The organism is Agarivorans gilvus (assembly GCF_001420915.1).
In the GTDB taxonomy this organism is placed as follows: Bacteria; Pseudomonadota; Gammaproteobacteria; order Enterobacterales; family Celerinatantimonadaceae; genus Agarivorans; species Agarivorans gilvus.
The window spans coordinates 4,288,438-4,312,624 of the sequence record NZ_CP013021.1 but is presented as its reverse complement, the minus strand read 5'-3'; the positions used below and the strand labels follow the sequence as shown (position 1 = coordinate 4,312,624).

Sequence of the window (24,187 nt, the reverse complement as noted above, 5' to 3'; positions counted from 1 at the left end):
TAATAAGAACATGATTAAAACAGTAAAACGAGATAATGTTAAGCCTAGCTAGGATCGCTATGTGGGCTTGCCAATGTTCGGACTATTTATTCTTCAAGTCAGCTTATTTTCTATTTTCCCCCTGTATTTCACTGCGCTGAAAGGCCCACAACGCAAAGTCGCATTTTATATTTATCTCGCTTTGGTATTACTCATCGGCGGCTTTTTTGGCAATGTGTATTCAATACCGATCACTCCCGAGATGAACGTCTCAGGTGGTAATTTATGCTACGGCGCCTTCATGATGAGCTCGGTGTTATTTGTGCTGGTAGAAAGAGATGTATTTATCTTAAGGCATGTGCTTAAGCTATTGATTTTTGTCGACTTATTTAACGTGCTATTTTCGTCTTTGGCTGCCACCACCCTGCAAAGTGACGGTGTAATCAACCCGCACAATACCTCCTCGGCACTATTCGAGCTATCAACGCCGTTCATTATATTGGGAGGGGTGCTGATTATTTTAGAATTACTCACCCTACTGTTCTGCTTTGAAAAGCTAAAAAACTTAACCTTCCGGCGCTGCTCACTGGTGTCTTGTACATTGCGTTGTTTGTGCTGGTTCTTTGCCTCGATGGCATCTTGTTCCCGCTAATCGCCTTTGGTTTTAGCCCAGAGATTATTGCCATTGTATTAGGAGGACTAAATGGCAAGTTGTTAGCCGCCAGCTCGTTTGCCCTACCTCTGCTATTGTTTATTGCTATTAAGCATCAATCCTTCGTTAACTATCTAGAAGCCGAAGATGTTCGCTGGCGTTTACTATTTACCACCAGCAATCAGCTAATGAAGGAGCTCTCTGCTAAAGATTACGGTTTAGAGCAAGCGGCCACGGTATTTGAAAATGCCAGCGAAGGCTTGGCCATTGTTAATGCTCAAGGACTACTGCTTCAGGCCAACGATACCTTCTGCGAGATGTTAAAACTGAATAAAGCCCTGCTAAACCAACAAACTTATATGATTAACACGCTGTTTCAACACAACGGCTTACAGCTACATCACGCGCAAATCTTATCCGCTCACTGGCGTGGAGAAGTCACCTTTGGTGAGCGTTATCGCCATCAAGGCTTGCTGGCGGTCAATCGAGTGAAGTCTGAACAACAGCAAGCACAAAGTTATGTGTTTTCGCTAGTAAATATCGACGAGCAAAAAAGCGTACAACGACGCCTAAACCATTTAGCTCGCCACGACCAACTCACCCAATTGCCCAATCGGCGAGTATTAGACGAACAACTTGCGGCCCTAGATAAAACCGCCACCACCCTGCTGGTAATAGACCTCGACCACTTCAAGGATGTGAACGACAGTTTCGGCCACGCTGCTGGTGACGAAGTATTACAAGCTGTATCAACTCGGCTACTGATCATCCAAAATGCCCATAGTGAGCATATCGGTATTTTAAGTCGCACCGGTGGTGATGAATTTGCTCTATTAATCAAAAGCTATGATGTAGATTTAAGTAAACAGCTTATTCACGAGATCCAACAGCAGCTAAAAAAAGTCATTTTGATCAGTGGCAACAATGAGATTTATATCTCGGCCACCATTGGCGCCAGCTTGCAAAAAGTTGGAGAGCAGCGCAACCTGCTACAAGAAGCCGATGCCGCCCTTTACGAGGCCAAACGCACCCAACGAGGCTCCTACGGCTTTTATGAAGACCGACTCACTCAAGAGAGCCAGCGTAAACTCAGCTTAAGTGCCAAGCTCAAACTCGCCTTAGAAAACCAAGATTTATTGGTTTATTACCAACCTCAATACTGCGCTAAAAATGGTCAAGTTCGTGGTGTAGAAGCGCTAGCGCGCTGGCATGATGAAGACTTAGGTTGGGTCTCACCGGGAGAGTTTATTCCGGTAGCAGAAGCCACCGGTATCATTGACCGGCTGGGTGACTACGTACTAGAAAAAGCCTGTAATGATGCGGCCAGTTGGCTTAAGCAAGGCCTGCCGCCCATCACTATGTCGGTCAACGTATCGGCTCATCAATTACGTTTTGGTCAGTTTATTCAACGATTAAGTGAGTGCCTAAACCGCAGCCAGCTTCCCCAACACTTACTGGAGTTAGAGCTTACCGAATCAGTTTTTATTGAACGGGAAAACGAAGCCATTCCCTTATTAAAACAAATCAAACAATTAGGCGTAAATTTAGCCATAGATGACTTTGGCACCGGCTATTCTTCGCTGTCTTATTTGTCGAAGATCCCTTGGGATACCTTAAAAATAGACCGCAGTTTTATTAGCCAAATCCCCGATGACCAAGAGCAATGCCAGCTCACCGCCACCATTATCAAGATGGCGCATAACCTAAACCTCAACGTGGTGGTAGAGGGCGTAGAGACCCAAGCCCAACTGGACTTTGTTAGCCAGCGCGGCAGCCAAATTATTCAAGGTTTTTATTATTCACCGGCCATTGAAAAAGACCAATTAGAGGCGCTGTTAGCCGCGCAAAGCTCAGCATAATCAGCAATGGCTAAGGGCTATTCAATTTATTCGCGCGCGTTAAGCCTAGGCTAACGCTGCCAGCTAGGCAGCAACAACAGGGTTTAGCTGCATAGCAGGTGTAGAGCAAAGATAGTCTTCCCCCCAGCGCTTGGTTATACTGGCGTTTTGTCCTTACAGATCCCTCTTGTGAACCGTTTTTTACAACTTTATGCCCAGCGCAAAGCCGCTGCCACCACTGAGTTTAAGGGGCGAGGCGCCCGCCGTGCTCGCTGTAGCCGCTGCCAAATGCCTCAACAACACTGCTTTTGTGAGCAAGCAATACTGCAAAACAGTGCTTGTGGTTTTGTGTTATTGATGCACAACATGGAAGTACTACGCCCCAGCAATACCGGCCGCTTTGTTGCCGATTTAATCCCCGATACCTACGCCTACATATGGAGCCGCACCGAGCCAAATACAGAGCTACTGGCGCTTTGCCAACAAGACCAGTGGCAACCCTACGTGGTGTTTCCCGCTGCCTTTAGCCCCAGTGAACGAGTAAAACATAAGGTGGAATTAGCGCACGGCAAAAAGCCCTTATTTATACTGCTGGATGGCAGCTGGCGAGAGGCGCGAAAAATGTTCCACCAAAGCCCCTGGCTAGATAAGTTTCCAGTAATATCGGTTGCCGCAGACCAAGCTTCGCAATATGGCTTGCGTTCACGACCCATTAAAGGCCAGTGGGCGACCGCAGAAGTGGCCGCACAACTGCTAGCCATGAGTGGCGAAACTAACAACGCACTATTATTGGAGCAACGTTTTCGGCAATTCACCCAGCAAACCTTGGCGGGAAGAAGCCATTAAATGACACAGATCACACAACTATCGATGTTGAAGAATGTTTTTAAGCGAATCTTTCGTGAACTGCATCACGACATTGAAAACGTTATCAAGCAAAAGCTTATTTGCGGCTTGCTGTCGCTATGCCGAGCCCTAAGTTGTTGTTATGATGTGTCCGCTTGAAAAAAGACAGCGCATAGTTTATCCAAATTACCAAGCCCTGCAAAAAGCCAAGCAAATTAAATTAGAGTAATATTTCAATCGTTTCAGGAGACACAATGTCTAAAAGCACTGGTACCGTTAAGTGGTTTAACGAAAAAAAAGGTTTTGGTTTTATTTCTCAGGAATCTGGCGCTGATGTGTTTGTTCACTTTCGTGCAATTCTAGGTACTGGGTTTAAATCACTTGAAGAAGGCCAGAAAGTCGCGTTTGACGTTGAAGACGGTCAAAAAGGCCCACAAGCGGCCAATGTTGAAGTTATCTAACTTCAAATTGTGAAGCATAATCTTAGGTTATGCTTCCATTCTCCTCCTGTTCTAGCCCCTCAAGCTAAAGTTTTAACATAAATATGCTGAGGTCCAGCCGGGCCGCCCAAATACAATACCCCACTATCGCTAAAATCTGTCGCTAAATATAAACCTTGAGCCGCCTTATTTCGGCAGTTAACAGTAAGCGCTAGATGTTTAAAACGTTTAAAACCACCTTGTAAGGCTAACACAGCAGGCAGCTGCGCCAAGGCTTGTTTAGCGTAACCACGCCCCTGATAGGCTTGGCCAATATAGAACGAACGTAATAACGCCACATCATGTAAGTCGAGCTCGCGAGCATAAGGGTAATCGCTATCAATGATGAAAAAGCCCACCAGTTGCTGCCGGCAACGTATTACATAAGCGCGTTGCGCAGGGCTAATAGCCGCCAAAATCTCGCTTATGGGCTTAACAAATGCGCTTTGCTCTGGGGCAAGGCTTAGCGCCATTAAGGCGGGTATGTCAGCCTCATCCAAGGCTTGTAAACTCACGCTACTCATTCTTCCCTCTGCTTTAATTGGGCTTCGCGTCCCATCATCAATTGTTTACGTGACAAGCCCCAGCGATAACCGCCCAGCGCGCCGTTACTGCGGATCACTCGATGGCAAGGAATAATATAAGCGATGGGGTTTTTCGCCACTGCGCTAGCCACCGCCCGAGTGGCCTTAGCCGAGCTAACATGTTCGGCCAAAAATTGATAAGAACATACATGGCCATAGGGAATATTTAACAAGGCCTGCCATACCTGAAGCTGAAAATTAGTGCCTTTTAGCCACAACGATAGGGGTTTGGCTGGCAGCTGTTGCTGACTAAACACTTGCTTAAGTAAGCTTTGAGCCTGGCTCTGATCGGCAAGCAACTCGGCCTTGGGCCATGCCAGTTTAAGCTCTTGCAAGGCGCTATCTGCTTGCTCACTTTCGCAAAAGCTTAACTGGCAAATGCCTCTGCTGGTACTGGCAATAAAGGCGCAGCCAAAGGGCGTATGGCCCCAGCCATAGTGAATCACCAAGCCTTCACCTTGCATCTTCGCCTCTCCCGGCGTGACCGCCTGCACCGACACAAACAAATCATACAAGCGGCCAGCGCTAGATAAGCCCAGTTGCTGAGACAAATCCAGCACCGAACTTGAATACTGTAATTGTTGCTGGGCTTGCTGCAAGGTTAAGTACTGCAAGAAGCGTTTTGGCGATACGCCCACCCATTGGCTAAACAAACGCTGCATATGGGTTTCGCTATAACCGATGACCTTGGCCAGCTCACTCAGCTCGGGTTGTTGCTGCTGATGTTGCAGCAAATAATCCATTGCATGAGCAATAATTTGATATTCATGATGCGAGGGCAAACTAGCAACGTCCATAAAGCCTCCGAAGTGGTTTAAGCACAATGTAACCGAAAAATCGCAACAGCTCGACCCGATAATTGCGAAGTAATAATTAATCTAAAATTAGTCATTTCAGGCCGTGCTAAGTCTTGGTTATTAATGGAGAACCGCTATAATGCCGCCTTAATGTCGTAGTAGGTTAAGTAGTGTGATAAAACCAAAGGCAGCCAGCTGGATCAGCTTATATTTTTCAGGATTATTTTTCGCTTGGGGTGTTTTCCTACCCTTCTGGGCGCTATGGCTAGAAAGTGAAGGGCTAAACCCCAGCCAAATTGGCCTTTTATTAGCGTGTAGTATGCTAGCCCGTTTCTTGGGTAACGTGCTACTGATTCCCCGCATCAAGGGTGCCGCCCAGCTGCTACCTGGCCTGCGCTGGTGTAGCTTTGCCAGCGTCATGGTGCTTACCAGCCTATGCTGGCTAAAGGGTTACTTTTGGCTTACCGTGCTCACCCTCGCCGCCAACTTCTTTATTGCCACGCTGATCCCGTTAGGCGACGCCATTGCCACCAAATGGGTCAGCCAGCTCAAGCTAGACTATGGCCGAGTCCGAGTGTTTGGCTCAGTGGCCTTTATTATTTCATCCACCTTAATTGGCATTGGTCTAACTCACTTTTCTCACTCGCTGATCTTATATGCCACCTTAGGCTCGTTGTTGGCAATGTGGGGCCTAAGCCTGTTAACGCCAGCCTCTCCGCTACAAGATGAAGAAAGCACTGAACCCCACAGCAGCCGCCTATGGCCAGTACTCAAACAACCTTACGCACTTAAGTTTGTGGCGGTAACCGCGCTAATTCAAGGCTCGCATGCCGCCTACTACGCCTACTCCACCCTGTACTGGAAAAGCATCGACTACCCCGAATCCACCATTGGTTATTTATGGTCGATTGGCGTAGCGCTGGAAATGAGCATTCTTATTTTTGGCAGCAAATGGTTTAAGCGTTGGAATGCCAATCAAATGTTTTTGCTAGCGGCCTTTGGTGCGGTACTGCGCTGGGGCATTTTTGGTAGCACCGAACTGCTGCCATTGATGGCTTTATCGCAAGGTTTGCATGCCCTCACCTTCGCTCTTACCCAGCTAGCGGCGATTAAATACATCGCCACCGAGGCGCCGAAGCATCAGGCGATTCCGCTACAGGCGCTGTATTCGGCGATAGCCTTAAACATGGGCACCGCCCTGCTGACCTTTTTAAGCAGTAGCCTATATGAAAGCATAGGTAGTGGAATTTTCTTAATCATGGCGGGGTTATCGGCATTGGCGATTCCGTTGTTGTTGGTGAAGCCTAAGAACTAAGGGTGAGTTAAGAGGTTTAGCCGTGCGATTATTGAGACGGTTAAACTCACGTTCCGTTCGTTTGGGTTTTGTTTTGGTATTGAGTTGGTAGTGATGATTTCATGCTGACGGTGGCGCTTTAAGTTTTTAAGATCAAAAGCTTTCGCCTTCGGCGACGTCATTTTTCTTTCGCGAGCAAAGAAAAACGAAGCAAAAAGAAAGCTCGCCCTGCATTATCTTCATCCTGCGCGACTTGTTTTCAAGCGCGCCTGCGCAACTCGCTTCGCTCAAACAGTGCTCGGCGTCATCGCTTGTAAACGGCGTTGCTCGGCGATAATGAAGGGATTGAAAAGCCAACCTTGACTTTCCAGAATGTGAAACGTTTTTGGCCCCCTTCTCCCTCAAAACTACTCTTAATAAACCTATCTTCTCTTAATGTTTCTAGTTTTGTGGACAAAGCACTGCAATTATTCCCATCTAAATTGTGATTCCTTCTTTTCACAAAGGCTTGCATTTTTTTGTACTGATGTTTTTGTTATTTTTCGAGCTAGATTGCTGATGTCACTTAGGAAAGGTGATAATCTAAGCTTTATCAAATGTATAACAAGAGGAAAAACCCTTGTTTAAACAAGGAATTTTTCCTCTTAATAAGCTGTTAGGCATTTTATTTACATCCACAGTAAAACGAGACAATCATGAGCGACTGGGATTTCTTACACGATATGCACAATGAAGGTTATAGTCCTGATCAAATCGCAGATGCAGCGGCTTGTGGATATAACCCATATGATACCTCAATCAATCTTGAAGAATTTGGCTTTAGTTCTGATGAATGGGAAACATTAGATTATTCAGAGTTAACAGATGAAAATCAAAATGTTAACCCTGAACTAATAAAGGTTTTTGAAGACCTTGTTCATAATGCTGAGGTATTTCATTCATTAACGAATCGTTATCTACAAATTTGGGGTGAGTTGGGAGAACTTTTTGGTGAAATTCACTATGGTATTAAGCGGCATAAACCGCATACCAAAGGTTCTGATGGCAAACTCGGTAATGACTTTATTGAAATAAAAACAATTTCTCCAGAAAAAGGTGTGGATGAAGTAAGAGTTAAGCGCTCTGGAAACTTTAATAAACTGTTAATAGTTAAAATAAACGAAGACTTCTCTTTTGAAAGTCAGATAATTGCAAGGAAAAATCTTCCTAAAGGCAATGGCACACATGTTCGTGCGTCATGGAAGCAGAATCCAGCAAAAAATGCCTAACAAGCAATTGAAGCGGGACAAGTTTTTAGATGTTATGTGATTATTGGAGCCTGGGTTATGAACAAGGTAGAGGTTGTATATTCTCTATTGGAAAAAGTTGTATCGGAGCTAAATCGACAAGCAGTCGTAATTACTCTGAATCAACAAGTTAAAACTAAAAAGCACATGAGTTTGAGTGGTGCGAATGGAAGATTATGGATATCCCCATCCCAGTATGGTTATGACGTTTCTCTCAGTGGGCTTTCATTAGAGAAACAGCTTGAACCAACTCTGACATCGTATTTTGGTCGTGAATGTGATGGATATAAACAATTAAATGGGAATAAGGGGTTTAAACGTCAACCATTTTGGCGAACTGATAATTTCCGTGATGTTGAAGTTGTATGTGAAATGTATGCGAAGACTGGTAAGTAAAAATTACTTAACAAGGTGCTCAAGACGGACTGTTAACGCTTGGCGGTTTTGATTCAAATCGGTTGGTGTGTTTACGGTGACTATTGTAGGCTTCGTGGGTTAGCGTTACACCTACAAATCCCAATCTGAATATCACCAAATAGAGTTTTTACACTACAACAAGGTTCTGTCCAATCTTAAGTTACCCCTATGCACTACAAACAACTCAGGCTTGTCCTTGCCCACGAACTCGGTGTAAGTCACTTCTATAACCAATATCAAGCACTTCGCTTGAAAAGCGGGCTGTAAACCCTGATATAGTAGGCAGTACCCATTAATTAAACGCCGCTATTTATGAGCCCATCCCGATTATCGCGCTTAGGCGCTAAAGCCGACGAGCTGGCTAAACTCAGCATGGACAAACAACTGCGCCTTGCCGTTACCGGTTTAAGTGGTGCGGGGAAAACGGCGTTTATTACCTCGCTGGTGAATCAGCTGCTATTGGGCGCAGAGAACCACCAGCTGCCGCTGTGGACGCTGGCGCGTAAGCAGGGCTTTTTGGGGGCCAAGCGGGTGCCTCAGCCGCATTTGCATTTAGCCAGTTTCGACTATCTTGGCGGCATGCAGGCGCTGCAAAGTCAGCCGCCGCGCTGGCCTTCGCCCACCGATGGGGTGAGCGAACTACGCTTAAAACTGCGTTATAGCCCACAATCGCTTATCTGGCGCAAGCTTAGCCATACCGCCACACTCAACTTAGACATCGTAGATTACCCCGGTGAATGGCTATTGGATTTACCACTGTTAAACATGACTTATCAACAGTGGTGTGAGCATATCGCCAACAACTTGCAGCCTGCGCGTAAGGCCGAATTAGCCAAGAACTGGCAAGATTTACTGCTGAATATAGATATTCATAGCCCAGCTGATGAAAACACCTTGGCCGACATTGCCAAGGCCTACACCGAGTATTTGCATCGTTGTAAAGACGAACTCGGCCTACATCATATTCAACCGGGGCGTTTTGTATTACCGGGGGAACTGGCCGGTGCGCCAATACTGGCATTCTTCCCGCTGCCGCCAGCTCTATTAAGCGAACCCAGCGGCAGCCGTAAAGCCCAGAAAAGCAGTTATTTAGGGCTATTAGAGCAACGTTTTGAATATTACAAAGAGCACGTTGTAAAGCAGTTCTACCGCCAGCACTTTGTTAAATTTGACCGGCAAATAGTGCTGGTAGATTGCTTAAGCCCGCTGAACAGCGGCCACCAAAGTTTTTGTGATATGCAATTGGCGATAAACCAAATTCTGCACAGTTTTAACTACGGTCAAACCAGCCTACTGCGCCGCCTGTTTGCACCGAAAATCGATAAACTGGTATTTGCCGCTAGCAAGGCCGACCATGTCACTCCCGAGCAACACGACAAACTGGTACAACTGCTGAGCCAGCTGATTGCCGAGGGCAAACGCCATGTGAAATTTGAAGGCATTAGCACCCAAACCATGGCGCTGGCCTCCATCAAGGCCACTCAAAGCGGTAAGGTACAAATCAATAGCCAGTCTTTCAGCGCCTTAAAAGGCATATTGCAAAGTGATGCCGACAGCCAAAAAGTGACTACGGTATTTCCCGGTGAAGTGCCCGCCAGCCTGCCCAAGCCAGAGTTTTGGCAGCAGCAAGGTTTTGAGTTCAGTCCTTTTCAGGCGCCTCAGGCCAATAGCTTTGAAGCCCTGCCGCATATTCGCATCGACCAAGCCATCGAGTTTTTACTAGGAGACAAATTTAAATGAGCACTCCACTAAAACAACGCCAAGAATTCACCGATGAACAACTCGCTGAGCAACTGTTAGAGCAAGCCAGTCAAGCGCAGCCCAATAAGCTGGCGGCGAAACAAGTGGCCGATGAGAGCGAACAGTGGCAAGCCGATGCCGACGATGAGCAGCCGCCGATAAACCTAGAGCTACAACCCAAACGCAGCAATCCTTGGCTTAAATACGGCTTAATTGCCGCCTTAGTGATTGCTTTAGGCGAACTGGGTTTAAGCCTAGTTGAGCTATGGCAAAGCTCGCCGCTACGTGCGGCTATTTACAGCGCGGTAGTGGCCAGTTTAGGCATTGGTTCGCTGGTGTTTGGCCTAAAAGAATTACGCCGCTTACGCCGCTTAAAACGCTACCATCAGCAGCAGCAACACGGCCAAGAGCTAATGCAAATTCAGCAACTCGACAACGGCCAAGCCCAGCGCTACTGCGAGCAAATTGCCAAGCTACAAGGGATTAACGACACCGAGGAATACCTTAAGTGGCAGCAATGGTTAAACGACAGCCACAGCAGCCAAGAAATAGTTAACCTGTATAGCGAAACCGTATTAAGCCCGATGGATCTGCGCGCAAAACAAGCCATTGCTAAGTGGTCCAGCGAGGCGGCCATTTTGGTGGCCATTAGCCCACTGGCGCTGGTCGACATGCTGATTATGTTTTGGCGTAACCTTAAGATGATTGAAGAGCTAGCCAAAATTTATGGCATAGAACTGGGTTACCTAAGCCGCATCCGCCTCACTAAAAGCGTGTTTGCCAACATGATTTATGCCGCCGCCAGTGAAGTAGTGAGCGACTTAGGCAGTGATTTATTAGGCGCCGAGCTGACCGCCAAATTATCCAGCAAAGCTGCCCAAGGCATTGGCGCAGGCCTACTTACTGCAAGGCTGGGTTTTAAAGCCATAGAGCAATGTCGACCGATCCCATGGACGTCCAATAACCGGCCCAAAACCAAGCAACTTAAAGCCATGTTACTGGAAAAAGTAAAACAAAAACTCAGCACAAAAACTGAAGCGAACTAGTGCTAATGCCATGGCCAGTCAACTGTCGACCAATTCCATGGACGCAAAACAACCGGCCCAAAACCAAGCAACTTAAAGCCATGTTACTGGAAAAAGTAAAACAAAAACTCAGCACAAAAAGCTAAGCACTAAAGCGCGAAGCCCTCGCGCTTATTTATAGCTTTAAGCTCATCAGCCAGTCGTCCATCGCATAGCCTCCAATACCATGGACACCAACTGCCGTCCGATCCCATGGACGCAAAACAATCGGCCCAAAACCAAGTAACTTAAAGCCTGCTATTAGATATAGGTTAAACAAAAACTTACCGCTTAACTGATTAATCCATAGTAGATTTAAGCTAAATTTAGTGAAAGCCCAATACCAATATTGACAAATATAACAACAATGCTTTATTTTGTTGCCACAATTAATCACATAAAAGCGTATATGAGAGTTATTCTAAGCTTAATCACCCTTAGCCTTATACTCGGTTCATCTAAATATCAAGCTCCCGAAAAAAGCTACGCTGAAATACATAAACCCTTTCTAAGTGTTAGTTGCATAGACAAAGTGAACCAAGAAGAAATGGACACTTGCACTCAAAATGCTATTACCTTCCTTAAAAAAGAAATGCAAATAGACTTAAATCACTTAATAGAGTCCAGTGAAGATAAAAAATACATCAAACTACTAAGAAACTCTCAAGCCTACTGGGAAGATTATGTTGAGACTAACTGTAAAATCGAAACCTACGAATCCAAAGACGGAAGTGGATACTTCTCCATCTTCAATGCTTGTTTAGAAACCCAAATAATCGAGAGAATAAGCTATTTACGCTGGCTAAAAACCAATATTTAAGGATGTAAGTAATGAGTGTATTACTCCCTAACCTTGGAAGGTTAACCTTTGAAGCAGAAGGAAACGAAAAAGGACCTTACCATAGTCGAATACTGCATGTACCCAGCCCGTTTTCAGGACTGACCTTAGGTAGAGGGTACGATATGAAAAATAAAACAGCATTTAAGATAAACCAAGATCTCATCAAAGCAGGACTTAAACCTACAGATGCCAAAACTTTATCAAGAGCTGCTGGACTATTTGGTACTTCAGCTAAAAACTTCATTTCAAATGAGAAGCTAGGAAACTTCGAAATTACCCATCAACAGCAAGTAAAATTATTTGAAATAACTTATAAAGAGGAAGAATCTGAAACCAAGCGCTTATGCATGAAATCAGATGTAACTGCTCGATATGGGAAGTGTAATTGGCAAAAAATTCACCCTGCGATAAAACAACTACTTGTCGATTTAAAATTTAGAGGCGATTACACCGGAGGTACAAGAAAGTTCATCCAACAACATGTAGTAGCTAATGATCCCACTGGTTTTTTAAATGCCTTATCTAATAAAAGCAACTGGACTAAACAACGAGTGCCTAGAGACCGATTTCAACAACGTATTGAGTTTTTCAAAAACAGCATAAAAAACACTCCTTAAAACTGAAACAACCAAAGCCATGCTGCTGGAAAAAGTAAAACAAAAACTCAGCACAAAAAGCTAAGCGAACTAGCGCAAAACTCTGGCGCTTATAGCCTTAAGCTCATCAGCCAGTCGTCCATCACATAGCCGCCGCCAATGTCGGCGCATTGCTCGCCGGTTTTCACAAAACCCAGCTTTAAATAGGCGGCGATAGTGTCGTGGTTATCGCGGTTCACGGTGAGATTAATTTCACTTAAACCGCGTTGCTTGGCAAAGTCTTTAATAAAGGCCATGGCCTGTTTGCCCAGGCCCTTGCCGCGAGCAGCACGGTGAATATACAGTTTACTTAAAAACAACGCGCCATCCTTGGGCTGCACACCCACATAGCCCAGCGCTTGGCCCTGCTCTTCCAACAAGTAATATGCGTAATCTTGCGCGGCGATTTGCTCGCTAATAATGGCCAAAGAATGGTAGTGCGCTAACATGTACTCCACCTGAGTGCGGCCAATAATCGGTGTAAAGTGCTCTAACCAAATCTCTCTGGCCAAATCTGCCAAACGCTGTTGTTCTAAGGGCTTAATAACTGGACAAAATTCCATTCAGGCTCCGTTTATCTCGGTTTATATTGAGGCGCGTCGCTATAAAATATCATTGTGCCAGATGAAAAATAGCATGGTGTTTAGCCTGATCTAAACAACACAGCGCTCACACTTTTAGTGTAAAATTGCCGCAAAACGCCCACGCTCAGCTCGGCTCACTGTTAAGCCCAGCTCATCAATATGAAAGGTTTTCGCTGAAATGATTAAACTTATCGCCCTAGATATGGACGGCACGCTGCTCAATGAAGAGAAAAAAATCACCCCGCGCACCCACCAAGCCATTCAACAGGCTAAACAAGCTGGAGTAAAAGTGGTCTTGGCTTCAGGCCGCCCACTGCAAGGTCTGGTTCCTTACCTAGAGCAATTAGAGTTAACCAGCGATGAAGACTTTGTGATTTCTTACAACGGCTCATTGGTGCAACGCGTAGGCAATAGCGAAATCATTCATAAAACCACACTAAATGGTAAAGACGGCAGCGAGCTACTAAAAGTAGCCGAGCAACTTGGTGTATATATTCATGCCTTCTCTGCTGAACATGGCCTCATTACCCAGCAGCACAACCCTTGGACCGACATTGAGTCTTCAATAAATGGCATCGATGTGAACGAATTCGACTTCGCCCAACTGTCTGCCGACGACGCCCTAGTTAAAATCATGTTTGTTGCCGAAGAAAGCGTACTCGACCAAGCCATTGCCAACTTACCCGCTGAACTGCGCGAGCAATACACGGTGTGTCGTAGTGCCCCCTTCTTCCTAGAATTTTTACATCGCGACAGCAACAAAGGCGTGGGTGTAGCGCAACTGGCGGCTATTCTTGGCCTCAGTGCTGAGCAAGTGATGTGTGCAGGTGATGCCGAAAACGACCTACAAATGCTGCAATACGCGGGCCTTGCGGTAGCCATGGACAACGCCGACCCAGAGCTAAAAGCAATTGCCAATTACATCGCTCCTAGCAATAAACAAGATGGAGTGGCGGTAGCCATTGAAGAAAAAGTGCTGAACAGCTTGTGTGTTGAAAGCGCAAACAATTAATGCAGACGGCCAACGGCAATCATAAGCGTCCTTATGATTGCCGCTTTCTCAAGTTGTAACTCAAGAACAGTCCACCGCTACACTTAAATGGCAGATTAGCTTAAAAATAGTAACTAAAGCTAATCCAACCTACCGTATCTTTATCAGAGATTTTATTTTCAACGGTGTGCTCTAGCTTAAGCCCCAGGGAACTATTTTCGCTAAGCATGTAACCCGCGCCTACTTCCAACTGCGGAACAAACTCTTTAGCACGAGCCACATAACTTGCCTTAGGGTTGGCATATAACCAGTGGCCACCATCAAAAGCATACATCGCATACAAACCCGCTTGCGCTATCGCCGAATTTTTAAAGCTATCGCGCCCTTCAACCTCAATGGCATGTTTACTGTCTAAGTATCCACCGTACAGCATAGGAAATACCGACACTTTATCGCTCAGTTGAAACTTATACATTCCCCCGGCCAGCGTAGTGGTGGAGTCAGCATTACCCACCACATCTAAAGAATATCCCAAGCCATCATTCACTTTGAAATAACGCAAACGATAGTCATAATCGAGCTTGTCTTCAGCCGTTCTTTTATCACCCAAACCGAGATCGACAAACACCATATTGCCTTCACCCCAGCCAACCACTCCATTTAGTTGAGTACGATCAGATGAACGAGAAACGCCGCCCATAGTAAATTGCGCAGTAGGATCGCCATAGTTAACGCTTTGCTCAGCCATAGCAGTTCCCGCTAATAACAACATTGGTAAACCGATTAAAATCTTTTTCATTTTCATTTCTCTTTAAGTGCGGCATGCGCCGCCAACATTAGCCAGTTAAACAGGTGGATTAAGGGTTTTAACCACTGTGACCAAGTCACAATTGAACCCACCTTGCCGAAGATCCTTCACCGCCTTGTCTTGCTTTCAGTACAAAAATTCTTGGCTGTTTGAACGAATCAAAGGCATTTTAATAAGGATTAGGTGTAAAAAATAATCGCATTGAACACCCTAAAGATGTTTATAATTGAGGCAGTGTTTATTCTTGAGCGCGGGAGAAAGCAATGAATTACTCACTAAGCCAACTGCAAGCCTTTGTTGCCACCATGGATGAAGGCAGCTTCAAAATGGCTGCACTAAGCCTAAATAAGCGCCCCCAAGTGGTGGCTAAGTTGGTCGCCACCTTAGAAGATGTCACCAATATTCAATTGTTTGAGCGAGAAGTTCGCCAACTTATTCCCACCCAGCACGGCAAAATGCTCTACCGCTATGCCAAACGCTTGGTGCAAGATAGCGAGATTTTTGAGGGACAATTAAAGTCGCTAGACCAAACGACTCCCAGCGAATTTAAAGTCGCCATCGACAGCAGTATTGCCAATCCCGCGCTAACGGCCTGTTATCTTGAGGTATTAAAGCAGTTCCCCACTATAGAACTGGAAGTAATGACCGGCGGCACCTCTCAGGTACTGGAATGGTTACGCACCGGGCAAGCCGAGCTGGCAGTGGTATTTTCGCCAATGCTGGAGCTAAAAGGTTTTAACCAAGTGGATGTATTTAACTTTGCGGTGGCCGAGGTAGCAGCACCAAACTTGGTTCGCCATGGCTCGATTATGGATAAAAGTGAACTGGCCGATCTGAGCCAAATAGTGCCACGTTTTATCTACGAGTTTGGCCATCAAGATTTGTATGTTGCTAGCCCACGCCAAATCATCTGCAACAATATGATAGAGAGCATTCAAATGATGCGTGCGGGTGTAGGCTGGTGCCGCATTCCCCGCTATTTAGCCGAACCGCTAATTAAACGGGGAGAATTACACGAGTTTTCCATGTCGGGCACCACCCAAATCCTCTGGTATGCCTGTGCCGTTTATCCTGAAAATAAGGAGTTAACTTGGGCAGGCGATGTGTTTTTAGAACAAGCCATGAAACTAGAAGACTATCTATAAACACAACAAAGCTATAAACAAAAGCGGGCTTATTCGCCAGCCTCAGCCGCCGCCAATTTTTTCATGGCGCGTTGATAACTTTCGATTTTCTCTATCTGCTGCATGTAGCGTTTAATCTGCGAATAAGGCGACATATCACAGCGCTGCGCGGCCAGTTGCAGTACCAGCATCATTTGAAAATCCGCCCCCGACAGCTGCTCACCGGCAAACCAAGTGTGCTTAGCCAAGTGCTGCTCTACCTGCTGTAACTGCGGCACAATGCGCGGCTCAATAAACATGTTATTTAAGCCATCAACAAACTTACGGATGATCGGCTTGGCAAAAAACGGCATCGGCTTTTCTAGGGATTTGTTTAATACCAAGCGCATCACCAATAGAGGCATCATCGAGCCTTCGGCAAAGTGCAGCCAGTAGCGGTAATCTAATAAAGCCTGACCATCTTTAGGGCGAAATTGCTGCTGCTCGTCATAATTATCAATTAAGTACTCGATAATCGCCCCCGATTCAGCAATCACCAGCTCACCATCACTTATCACTGGCGCTTTGCCTAAGGGCGACACCTGCTTCAAACTCTCTGGCGCCCCATAGGTTTTAGAGTCTCGCTGATAGACGGTAATTTGATAAGGCTGTTGCAATGCTTCTAATAACCAAGCGATACGGTTAGAGCGGGATTGAACCAAATGGTGCAGAGTAATCATGGGCGTCCTTGTTAGTGCTATTAGATCTAGCCACTAATCTAAAGCAATCCTCAAACAGGTCAAATTTAAATCCTCAACAAGCGAACAGCACCCAACAACCTGCTCACTTTGTAAGCAAATTGCCATAAATAAGTCACCAAACTGACATGTCTAGATAAGCTCACTGTCATATTTCCCGCCTAAGTTAGAGTGCAAAACAACGGCAGGATGAAACGATGAGCCAGCAAGTTATTTCGGTACAACAACTGAACAAACACTTTGCGAATAACCACGCGCTTAAGAATGTAGAGCTGAGCGTGACTCAAGGTGAAATGGTGGCTCTATTGGGCCCTTCTGGTTCGGGTAAATCCACTTTGCTGCGCCACTTAAATGGTCTAGTTTGCAGCGACAAGTCTGCCAAGGGCTACGTTGAAGTATTAGGCATCCCAGTACAAAAAAACGGTAAATATTGCGCCAGCGTTCGCCAAAGCCGTAGCCAAACTGGTTACATTTTTCAGCAATTTAACTTAGTGACGCGGCTCAGCGTATTACACAATGTACTCATTGGCGCGCTTAGCCGCACCCCCAGCTGGCGCAGCCTTAGCGCGCGTTTTAGCTTAAGCCAAAAACGCCAAGCCTTGGCCGCACTAAAGCGGGTGGGCTTAGAGCAATTTGCCCTGCAACGGGTCTCTACTTTATCTGGCGGCCAGCAGCAACGGGTGGCGATTGCCCGCGCGCTAATGCAACAGGCCAAAATTATTCTGGCCGATGAACCCATCGCCTCTTTAGACCCCGAATCATCACGCATCGTGATGGAAATTCTGCGCGATATTAACCAGCAAGAAGGCATCGCGGTGGTGGTCACCCTGCATCAAGTGGATTACGCCAAACGTTATTGCCCGCGCGTAGTGGCGCTAAAACAAGGTGAAGTGTTTTACGACGGCCCCAGCGAACAGCTAGGCGATAACAGCTTGGCTGCCTTATATGGCAGCCAAAGCGAACAAGATTCACCCCAACAAACACCCCAAACAGTTCCACAACTATGGCCACAGACGGCCTAACCCATTCAAGGAGATAGATGCATGTTAAAGCTTATTAAGCAAACAGCCTTTGCTGGCACGCTAGTAGCTGCTGCGCTTAGTTCAAGCATGGTCACCGCGGCGGAAAAAGCCATGGAAACCATCAACTTTGGGATTATTTCTACTGAATCTCAGCAAAATTTAAAAACCACTTGGATCCCTTTCTTAGAGGCCATGGAACAAAAAACCGGCTATAAGGTAAAGGCCTTCTTCGCCCCTGATTACGCCGGCATCATTCAAGGCATGCGTTTCGACAAAGTAGACGTAGCCTGGTATGGCAACAAATCGGCCATGGAAGCGGTAGACCGCGCCGGTGGTGAAATTTTCGCCCAAACCGTAGATGTCACCGGCAATCCCGGTTACTGGAGCGTATTAGTCACCCACAAAGACAGCCCGCTAAACAGCTTAGACGACGTGATTGCCAAGCGCAGCCAGCTCACCTTTGGTAATGGCGATCCCAACTCCACTTCGGGTTTCTTGGTGCCTTCTTACTACGTATTTGCCCAAAACAACATCTCGGTGTCTGACTTTAAACGCAGCATGAACTCGGGCCACGAAGCCAATGCCCTCGCCGCAGCCGCCAAGCAAGTAGACGTGGCCACCGGCAATACCGAAAACATGGATCGTCTAAAAGTCACTGCGCCTGACAAATTTGCTCAGTTAAAAGTGATTTGGAAATCACCGTTAATTCCATCCGATCCCATCGTCTGGCGTAAAAACCTACCAGAAAGCGTAAAAGGCAAGGTTTACGACTTCTTCATGAACTACGGCAAATCGGGTGACCCGCAAGAGCTGGCTATTTTAGAAAAATTGCAATGGGCCCCCTTCAAAGCCTCTAGCGACCTACAACTACTGCCTATTCGCCAATTGGTGTTGTTTAAAAACCGCATCAATACCGAAAACGACAGCAAGCTATCTAAAGCAGAAAAAGCCGCTGAGTTAGCGGTTATCGATGCGCAATTGGCCGACTTAAACCGCCAACAAAGTGCCATTACTGCCATGGCGCAATAAGCACGATTAGCTGGGTTTCGACCCAGCTTTTGTAATCACCACTTATCTAGACAAGTTGGATACGCACATGACCAGCGACACCACCATTCTCGAACAACACAGCAAGCCTTCTTGGTTAAGCCTGTTTGCCTGGGCTATTGCTCTAGCAGGCTTGGTATGGAGTTGGCAGGGTGCTGAAATTGCTCCGCTAAAACTCTACCAAGACGCAGGCAACATGGCTGAACTCGCCAGCGACTTCTTTCCTCCCGATTTTAGTGACCTTCGCTACTACTTGGAGGAAATGCTGATCACCCTGCACATCGCTATTTGGGGCACCATATTCTCGATTATTTTATCGGTGCCCTTTGGCCTAATGTGCGCCGAGAACATGGTGCCAGCTTGGGTCTACCAACCGATGCGCCGGCTGATGGACGCCGCCCGAGCGATTAACGAAATGGTGTTTGCCATGTTATTTGTGGTGAGTGTCGGCCTTGGCCCCTTCGCTGGGGTAATGGCGCTATTCATTCACACCACCGGGGTGCTAGCCAAACTGTTTTCCGAGGCGGTGGAAGCCATCGACCCCGGCCAAGTGGAAGGGGTTCGAGCCACTGGCGCCAACAAGTTGGAAGAAATTGTTTATGGGGTGATCCCGCAAGTATTGCCCTTGTGGATTTCCTTCTCGCTATACCGCTTTGAATCCAATGTTCGCTCCGCCACGGTGGTGGGCATGGTGGGCGCAGGCGGCATTGGGGTGATTCTTTGGGAGAGCATTCGCGACTTTATGTTCCCGCAAACCTGTGCGGTGATGATCATCATCGTTGGCACCGTCAGTTTACTCGATTTCGCCTCACAGCGCGTGCGTAAACTGTTTATCTAAGAGAGCCACACGATGCCGCGTTACCAAGAAATTGCGCTTAATCTGGAACAGCAAATCAGCCAAGGCTATCAGGCTGGCCAGTACCTGCCACCGGAGCAACGCCTCGCCGAGCACTATCAGGTGAACCGCCATACCCTGCGCCGCGCCATCGACGAACTGGTACTTAAAGGCTGGCTGTTACGCCAACAAGGTAAGGGAGTAATGGTATTAAGCAAGCCAATGCGCTACCCGCTGCATTCGGGCTCTAAGTTTACCGACAACCTATTAAATGCCGGTGTTAAACCCAATAGCCGTTTGCTCAGCTTAAGCCGCATTCAAGCCAACGCTCAGGTGGCCAAAGGCCTTAACTTAAGCCTTGGGGATACGGTGATTCAATTAAAAACCTTACGTTTTATTAACCAAGTACCAGTAAGCATCGTATTTCACCACCTACAACTAGGCGAGCATGAAGCCAGCTTAAATCTGTATCGGCAAGGCTCATTACACGCTTTTTTACAGCAATATCACGCCATTAAGCTGCGCCGCCACCACACCGTTGTGGGCGCTCAGCTAGCCAATGCAGAAGACTGCGCCTGCTTGCAAATTTGCGCAGCAACACCACTACTCACCCTGCAAACAGTGAATGTAGATCAACATCAACAGCCCTTTGAATTCTCGCTCTCGCATATTCGAGCAGAACTCGTAGAACTCAGTTTGGAGCATCCTTTATGAACACCGCGTCACCCGCCACGCCTAACATCCAAACTCGCCAACATTGGATGTCGATACTGGCTACCGCCCCCTATAACGAGTTACTCACGCGCTGGCAACAACTGCAACTTGACCCTCCCTGCGAGGTGATCCGCCAACCCGAAGTGGGCCTCGCTCGCCTGCAAGGGCGCATCGGCGGTAGCGGTCAACGCTTTAACTTTGCCGATACCACCATTACTCGCGCCGCTGTGCGTCTGGAAGATGGCACTCTGGGTTATGGCTATTTACAAGGCCGAGCCAAACAGCACGCCCTATTGGCAGCCATCATCGATGCCTTACTAGTGCAAGGCGAACATGCCCCCAGCCTACAAGAAACGGTGATTCAGCCATTGGCAGAGCAACGCAAACAGGCGCAGCAGCACATTGCCCAGCGAGCCGCCCAATCTAAAGTAGATTTCTTCACCCTAGTCAGAGGAGAAGACTAATGCAGCACATTAGCAATGGCTTTAGCCAACCGGTTCAGCATGCTCAGCAATGTTTTCGGCAAATACTCAAGGCCCTGAGTGAGCCCGGCACCAAGGTGACACTGCAACACCACGCAGGCTTTGCCCCACTCAATGCCGCAGCTAGCCAAATTCTGCTCAGCCTGTGTGACCAAGATACCAGCCTTTATCTGAGCCCAGAGCTGACTACAACAGAGTCAGACTTAAGCTCAGCGTGGCAAAACTTGGCCTTTCATAATGGCATCAAAGCCAGCAACGCTGAGCTGGCCGACTTTGTGGTGCTTAACCAGCAGTGCAACATCAAGCTTAACCAGCTAAAAGCCGGAACAGAATTAAGCCCAGAACAAAGCGCCACCGTTATCGTGCAAAGCAATAGTTTTAGCAGCGGCCCACGCCTAAAACTGAGTGGCCCCGGCATTGCGGATAGCCGCGAACTGCAATTGGGTGAGTTAAACGAAGGCCTACTCAATTACCTAGTCAAACCCAGCCAGCGCTTTCCCCTAGGGCTGGACTTTATGTTTTGTCATCAAGACAGCTTAATCGCCGTTTCTCGTACTACCCAGCTGGAGTTAAGTTAATGTATGTAGCAGTTAAAGGCGGTGAAAAAGCCATTGCCACCGCACATCGCTTACAAGCGCAGCGCCGTCGTGGCGACCAGTCGCTGGCCGAACTCAGCGTAGCGCAAATTAGTGAACAACTGAGTCTTGCGGTAGAACGCGTGATGAGCGAGGGCGGCATCTACGACCGTGAATTAGCCGCGCTGGCGCTAAAACAAGCTAGCGGTGACCAAGTAGAAGCTATATTTTTACTGCGCGCCTATCGCACTACCCTGCCAATGTTGCTCAGCTGTGAGCCCTTGGATACCGAAAAGATGCGGGTACAACGACGCATCTCAGCCAGTTTTAAAGATCTTCCCGGCGGCCAGCAATTAGGTCCCACTTACGACTATAGCCACCGCTTGTTGGATTTTAGTCTGCTGGCCGAACAGCAAGCCGAGCAGCCTGCTGCGCCAACAGCCAGCAACCCACAACAAAGCGCCACTAAAGCAGAGCAGCAAACAAGCGAAACCTTTAGCAAGGTATTTTCACTGCTGGAACAGCAGGGCCTAGCCCAGGCCGAACTCGATAATGGCGAAGTCCCCGCCGATATTACCCAGCAAGCCATCAGCTACCCTTGCTCACGCGCCGCGAAACTGCAGCAACTGAGCCGCGGCGACGAAGGCTTTTTGCTATCGCTGGCCTACTCCACCCAGCGCGGCTATGGGCGCAACCACCCCTTTGCCGGAGAAATTCGCAGTGGTGAAGTAGCCCTTGAAGTCTGCCCCGAAGAGCTCGGTTTCAATATCGAAATTGGAGCCGTGCTGCTTACCGAATGTGAAATGGTCAATGGCTTTGTTAAACCCCAAAATCAAGATCCTCACTTTACTCGAGGCTATGGCTTATCCTTTGGCTTTAGTGAGCGCAAGGCCATGGCGGTAGCTTTGTTAGACCGCGCCTTACAAGCCAAACGCTACAACGAGCCAGTAACAAGCCCAGCCCAGGATGAAGAATTTGTATTAGCCCATGCCGACAACGTAGAGGCGGCGGGTTTTGTCTCTCACCTAAAACTGCCCCACTACGTCGACTTTCAATCGGAATTAGAACTACTGCGAAAAATGCGTCAACAAGGAGAAGCCAATGAAAAGCTTTAGCCAACAAGCGGCAGACATAGAGCAGGCCAGCCCCGCCTACAACTTTGGCTATTTAGACGAGCAAACCAAACGAATGATCCGCCGCGCCATTCTAAAAGGAGTAGCCATTCCCGGTTATCAGGTGCCCTTTGGCGGACGCGAAATGCCCATGCCTTATGGTTGGGGTACCGGAGGCATTATGCTAAGCGCCTCTCTACTCGGTCAAGATGACGTATTTAAGGTGATCGACCAAGGGGCCGACGATACCACCAATGCGGTGTCGATCCGCCAGTTTTTTAGCAAGGTTTGTGAGCTAACAACCACCGAGCGCACCACAGACGCCAGCGTCATTCAAACTCGCCACCGAATTCCCGAGCAGCCCTTAGAGCACGGCCAAATTCTAGTCTTTCAGGTGCCCATTCCCGAGCCCTTACGCTTTATAGAACCACGGGAAACCGAAACCAAGAAGATGCACGCCTTAGAAGAATACGGCTCGATGCAGGTGAAGCTGTATGAAGACATCGTCAACTACGGCTACATCGCCACCAGCTATGCCTATCCGGTGATGGTGCAGCAGCGTTATTTAATGGATCCTTCGCCGATCCCTAAATTCGACAATCCCAAGCTGCACCGCTCACCCGCGCTGATGTTATTTGGCGCAGGGCGGGAAAAACGCATTTACTGCATTCCGCCTTATACCGAAGTGAAGAGCCTCGATTTTGACGACCACCCCTTCGCCATTCAACACTGGGAGCATGCCTGTAGCCTTTGTGGCAGTGAACACACCTTTCTGGATGAAGTGCTGATGGATGACCAAGGCCAACGCATGTTTATTTGCTCTGATACTGACTATTGCCAACAACAAGCCACGCGCGCAGGAGTAGCACATGACTAACTTAGCGACCCAACTCCCCCCAACTAAGCAAGCGCTGCTGCTGGAACAACATGAAGCCTTACTTGAAGCCTGCAACTTAAGCATGCTCTATGCGCCGGGGAAAGGCTTTGAAGCGCTCAATTTACAACTCTATCGCGGCGAAGTATTGGCTATTGTGGGTGAATCAGGCTCGGGTAAAACCACCCTATTAAAAGCCTTATCTGGGCGCCTCACACCACAAAGTGGCTCGGTCACATTTAGCTCCGAGCAACACAGCGTCGACCTTTATCAGCTCTCAGAAGCCCAGCGCCGCCGTTTAATTCGAGAGCATTTTGGCATCGTGCATCAGCACCCCTTAGACGGGCTACGGCCAATGGTATCGGCTGGCGGTAACATTGGAGAACGCTTAATGGAGGCCGGTTGTCGCCACTACGGCGACATCCGCAAGCAGGCGCTTAACTGGCTAAAGGCAGTAGAAATAGATAGTAGCCGAATCGACGATCTGCCCATTACCTTCTCCGGCGGTATGCAGCAGCGCTTACAAATTGCCCGCAACCTTGTCACCCATCCGCAGCTGGTATTTATGGATGAGCCCACCGGTGGCCTAGATGTATCGGTACAGGCGCGATTACTAGATTTGCTGCGCAAGCTGGTGAGTGAACTCCAACTGGCGGTGGTGATTGTGACCCACGACTTAGCCGTAGCACGGCTACTGGCCGACCGCATCATGGTGATGAAACAAGGCCAAGTGGTGGAAAGCGGGCTATGTGACCAAGTCTTAGATGACCCTCACCATGCTTATACCCAGCTGCTGGTTTCTTCAGTACTACAACAATAATTGCCGCGAT

27 protein-coding genes are annotated in these 24,187 nt (G+C 47.6%); 22 read left to right on the top strand and 5 right to left on the bottom strand.

Going from position 1 to position 24,187, the window contains the following annotated elements; genetic code table 11:
* The first annotated feature begins 73 nt into the window (after positions 1-73).
* From AR383_RS20625 to AR383_RS20610, 4 genes are all read left to right on the top strand, one after another.
* Positions 74-631 (top strand): hypothetical protein, encoded by a 558-nt coding sequence (locus tag AR383_RS20625; protein ID WP_157051810.1) that lies wholly within the window; start codon positions 74-76, stop codon positions 629-631.
* Positions 592-2,490, top strand: a complete 1,899-nt coding sequence (locus AR383_RS20620; RefSeq protein WP_157051809.1) for a putative bifunctional diguanylate cyclase/phosphodiesterase — start codon at positions 592-594, stop codon at positions 2,488-2,490. The genes AR383_RS20625 and AR383_RS20620 overlap by 40 nt, the downstream gene beginning before the upstream one ends.
* 168 nt (positions 2,491-2,658) lie before the next feature.
* Entirely contained in the window at positions 2,659-3,315 is a 657-nt protein-coding gene (locus tag AR383_RS20615) for a tRNA-uridine aminocarboxypropyltransferase (RefSeq protein ID WP_229711134.1), read from the top strand.
* 254 nt (positions 3,316-3,569) lie between these two features.
* Positions 3,570-3,776, top strand: coding sequence for a cold-shock protein (locus AR383_RS20610; RefSeq protein ID WP_055734832.1), 207 nt, complete (start codon positions 3,570-3,572; stop codon positions 3,774-3,776).
* 59 nt (positions 3,777-3,835) lie between these two features.
* Here AR383_RS20610 and AR383_RS20605 read toward each other — a convergent pair whose 3' ends face one another.
* Both AR383_RS20605 and AR383_RS20600 read right to left on the bottom strand, forming a co-directional pair.
* Entirely contained in the window at positions 3,836-4,318 is a 483-nt protein-coding gene (locus tag AR383_RS20605; RefSeq protein WP_055734831.1) for a GNAT family N-acetyltransferase, read from the bottom strand.
* Complete coding sequence (locus AR383_RS20600; RefSeq protein WP_055734830.1) at positions 4,315-5,175, bottom strand: methylated-DNA--[protein]-cysteine S-methyltransferase; 861 nt, start codon at positions 5,173-5,175, stop codon at positions 4,315-4,317. The genes AR383_RS20605 and AR383_RS20600 overlap by 4 nt, the downstream gene beginning before the upstream one ends.
* Before the next feature lie 172 nt (positions 5,176-5,347).
* On the opposite strand from AR383_RS20600, the gene AR383_RS20595 reads away from it, so the two are divergent.
* From AR383_RS20595 to AR383_RS20560, 7 genes are all read left to right on the top strand, one after another.
* Complete coding sequence (locus AR383_RS20595; RefSeq protein WP_083481726.1) at positions 5,348-6,490, top strand: 3-phenylpropionate MFS transporter; 1,143 nt, start codon at positions 5,348-5,350, stop codon at positions 6,488-6,490.
* Between the two features lie 674 nt (positions 6,491-7,164).
* On the top strand, positions 7,165-7,737 hold the full coding sequence (locus AR383_RS20590; RefSeq protein ID WP_055734829.1) for a hypothetical protein: 573 nt from the start codon (positions 7,165-7,167) through the stop codon (positions 7,735-7,737).
* Positions 7,738-7,794: 57 nt separating this feature from the next.
* Positions 7,795-8,151 (top strand): hypothetical protein, encoded by a 357-nt coding sequence (locus tag AR383_RS20585; protein ID WP_055734828.1) that lies wholly within the window; start codon positions 7,795-7,797, stop codon positions 8,149-8,151.
* Between the two features lie 333 nt (positions 8,152-8,484).
* Positions 8,485-9,912, top strand: coding sequence for a YcjX family GTP-binding protein (locus tag AR383_RS20580; protein WP_055734827.1), 1,428 nt, complete (start codon positions 8,485-8,487; stop codon positions 9,910-9,912).
* The gene (locus AR383_RS20575) at positions 9,909-10,958 is read left to right on the top strand and encodes a YcjF family protein (protein ID WP_055734826.1); all 1,050 of its coding nucleotides are present in this window, start codon (positions 9,909-9,911) and stop codon (positions 10,956-10,958) included. Before AR383_RS20580 ends, AR383_RS20575 begins: the two co-directional genes overlap by 4 nt.
* Positions 10,959-11,385: 427 nt before the next feature.
* Entirely contained in the window at positions 11,386-11,796 is a 411-nt protein-coding gene (locus AR383_RS20565) for a lysozyme inhibitor LprI family protein (RefSeq protein ID WP_055734824.1), read from the top strand.
* Between the two features lie 11 nt (positions 11,797-11,807).
* Positions 11,808-12,434: a lysozyme family protein gene (locus tag AR383_RS20560; protein WP_055734823.1), complete on the top strand. Its 627-nt coding sequence runs from the start codon at positions 11,808-11,810 to the stop codon at positions 12,432-12,434.
* Positions 12,435-12,523: 89 nt separating this feature from the next.
* Here AR383_RS20560 and AR383_RS20555 read toward each other — a convergent pair whose 3' ends face one another.
* A complete protein-coding gene (locus AR383_RS20555) occupies positions 12,524-13,015 on the bottom strand; it encodes a GNAT family N-acetyltransferase (RefSeq protein ID WP_055734822.1) in 492 nt (163 codons plus the stop codon).
* Positions 13,016-13,214: 199 nt separating this feature from the next.
* Between AR383_RS20555 and yidA the strand changes: the two genes are divergently transcribed.
* Positions 13,215-14,048 (top strand): sugar-phosphatase, encoded by an 834-nt coding sequence (gene yidA, locus AR383_RS20550; RefSeq protein WP_055734821.1) that lies wholly within the window; start codon positions 13,215-13,217, stop codon positions 14,046-14,048.
* Positions 14,049-14,148: 100 nt separating this feature from the next.
* Here the strand turns inward: yidA and AR383_RS20545 are convergent, their stop codons facing one another.
* The gene (locus AR383_RS20545) at positions 14,149-14,826 is read right to left on the bottom strand and encodes a hypothetical protein (protein ID WP_229711132.1); all 678 of its coding nucleotides are present in this window, start codon (positions 14,824-14,826) and stop codon (positions 14,149-14,151) included.
* 272 nt (positions 14,827-15,098) lie between these two features.
* Here AR383_RS20545 and AR383_RS20540 point away from each other — a divergent pair, with 272 nt between their 5' ends.
* Positions 15,099-15,980 (top strand): LysR family transcriptional regulator, encoded by an 882-nt coding sequence (locus AR383_RS20540; protein WP_055734819.1) that lies wholly within the window; start codon positions 15,099-15,101, stop codon positions 15,978-15,980.
* 29 nt (positions 15,981-16,009) lie between these two features.
* Here the strand turns inward: AR383_RS20540 and AR383_RS20535 are convergent, their stop codons facing one another.
* Positions 16,010-16,678 (bottom strand): glutathione S-transferase family protein, encoded by a 669-nt coding sequence (locus AR383_RS20535; protein ID WP_055734818.1) that lies wholly within the window; start codon positions 16,676-16,678, stop codon positions 16,010-16,012.
* A gap of 215 nt (positions 16,679-16,893) precedes the next feature.
* On the opposite strand from AR383_RS20535, the gene phnC reads away from it, so the two are divergent.
* The 9 genes from phnC to phnK all read left to right on the top strand — a co-directional run bounded on the left by phnC (position 16,894) and on the right by phnK (position 24,177).
* The gene (gene phnC, locus AR383_RS20530) at positions 16,894-17,718 is read left to right on the top strand and encodes a phosphonate ABC transporter ATP-binding protein (RefSeq protein ID WP_055734817.1); all 825 of its coding nucleotides are present in this window, start codon (positions 16,894-16,896) and stop codon (positions 17,716-17,718) included.
* Between the two features lie 21 nt (positions 17,719-17,739).
* The gene (phnD, locus tag AR383_RS20525; RefSeq protein ID WP_055734816.1) at positions 17,740-18,747 is read left to right on the top strand and encodes a phosphonate ABC transporter substrate-binding protein; all 1,008 of its coding nucleotides are present in this window, start codon (positions 17,740-17,742) and stop codon (positions 18,745-18,747) included.
* A gap of 67 nt (positions 18,748-18,814) precedes the next feature.
* On the top strand, positions 18,815-19,603 hold the full coding sequence (phnE, locus tag AR383_RS20520) for a phosphonate ABC transporter, permease protein PhnE (protein WP_157051808.1): 789 nt from the start codon (positions 18,815-18,817) through the stop codon (positions 19,601-19,603).
* 12 nt (positions 19,604-19,615) lie between these two features.
* Positions 19,616-20,314, top strand: coding sequence for a phosphonate metabolism transcriptional regulator PhnF (phnF, locus tag AR383_RS20515; protein ID WP_055734815.1), 699 nt, complete (start codon positions 19,616-19,618; stop codon positions 20,312-20,314).
* The gene (gene phnG, locus AR383_RS20510; RefSeq protein WP_055734814.1) at positions 20,311-20,778 is read left to right on the top strand and encodes a phosphonate C-P lyase system protein PhnG; all 468 of its coding nucleotides are present in this window, start codon (positions 20,311-20,313) and stop codon (positions 20,776-20,778) included. Before phnF ends, phnG begins: the two co-directional genes overlap by 4 nt.
* Complete coding sequence (gene phnH, locus AR383_RS20505) at positions 20,778-21,374, top strand: phosphonate C-P lyase system protein PhnH (protein WP_055734813.1); 597 nt, start codon at positions 20,778-20,780, stop codon at positions 21,372-21,374. Before phnG ends, phnH begins: the two co-directional genes overlap by 1 nt.
* Positions 21,374-22,486, top strand: a complete 1,113-nt coding sequence (locus AR383_RS20500; protein WP_055734812.1) for a carbon-phosphorus lyase complex subunit — start codon at positions 21,374-21,376, stop codon at positions 22,484-22,486. The genes phnH and AR383_RS20500 overlap by 1 nt, the downstream gene beginning before the upstream one ends.
* Entirely contained in the window at positions 22,473-23,360 is an 888-nt protein-coding gene (locus AR383_RS20495; RefSeq protein WP_055734811.1) for an alpha-D-ribose 1-methylphosphonate 5-phosphate C-P-lyase PhnJ, read from the top strand. Before AR383_RS20500 ends, AR383_RS20495 begins: the two co-directional genes overlap by 14 nt.
* On the top strand, positions 23,353-24,177 hold the full coding sequence (gene phnK / locus AR383_RS20490; protein ID WP_083481724.1) for a phosphonate C-P lyase system protein PhnK: 825 nt from the start codon (positions 23,353-23,355) through the stop codon (positions 24,175-24,177). The genes AR383_RS20495 and phnK overlap by 8 nt, the downstream gene beginning before the upstream one ends.
* Positions 24,178-24,187 lie beyond the last annotated feature (10 nt).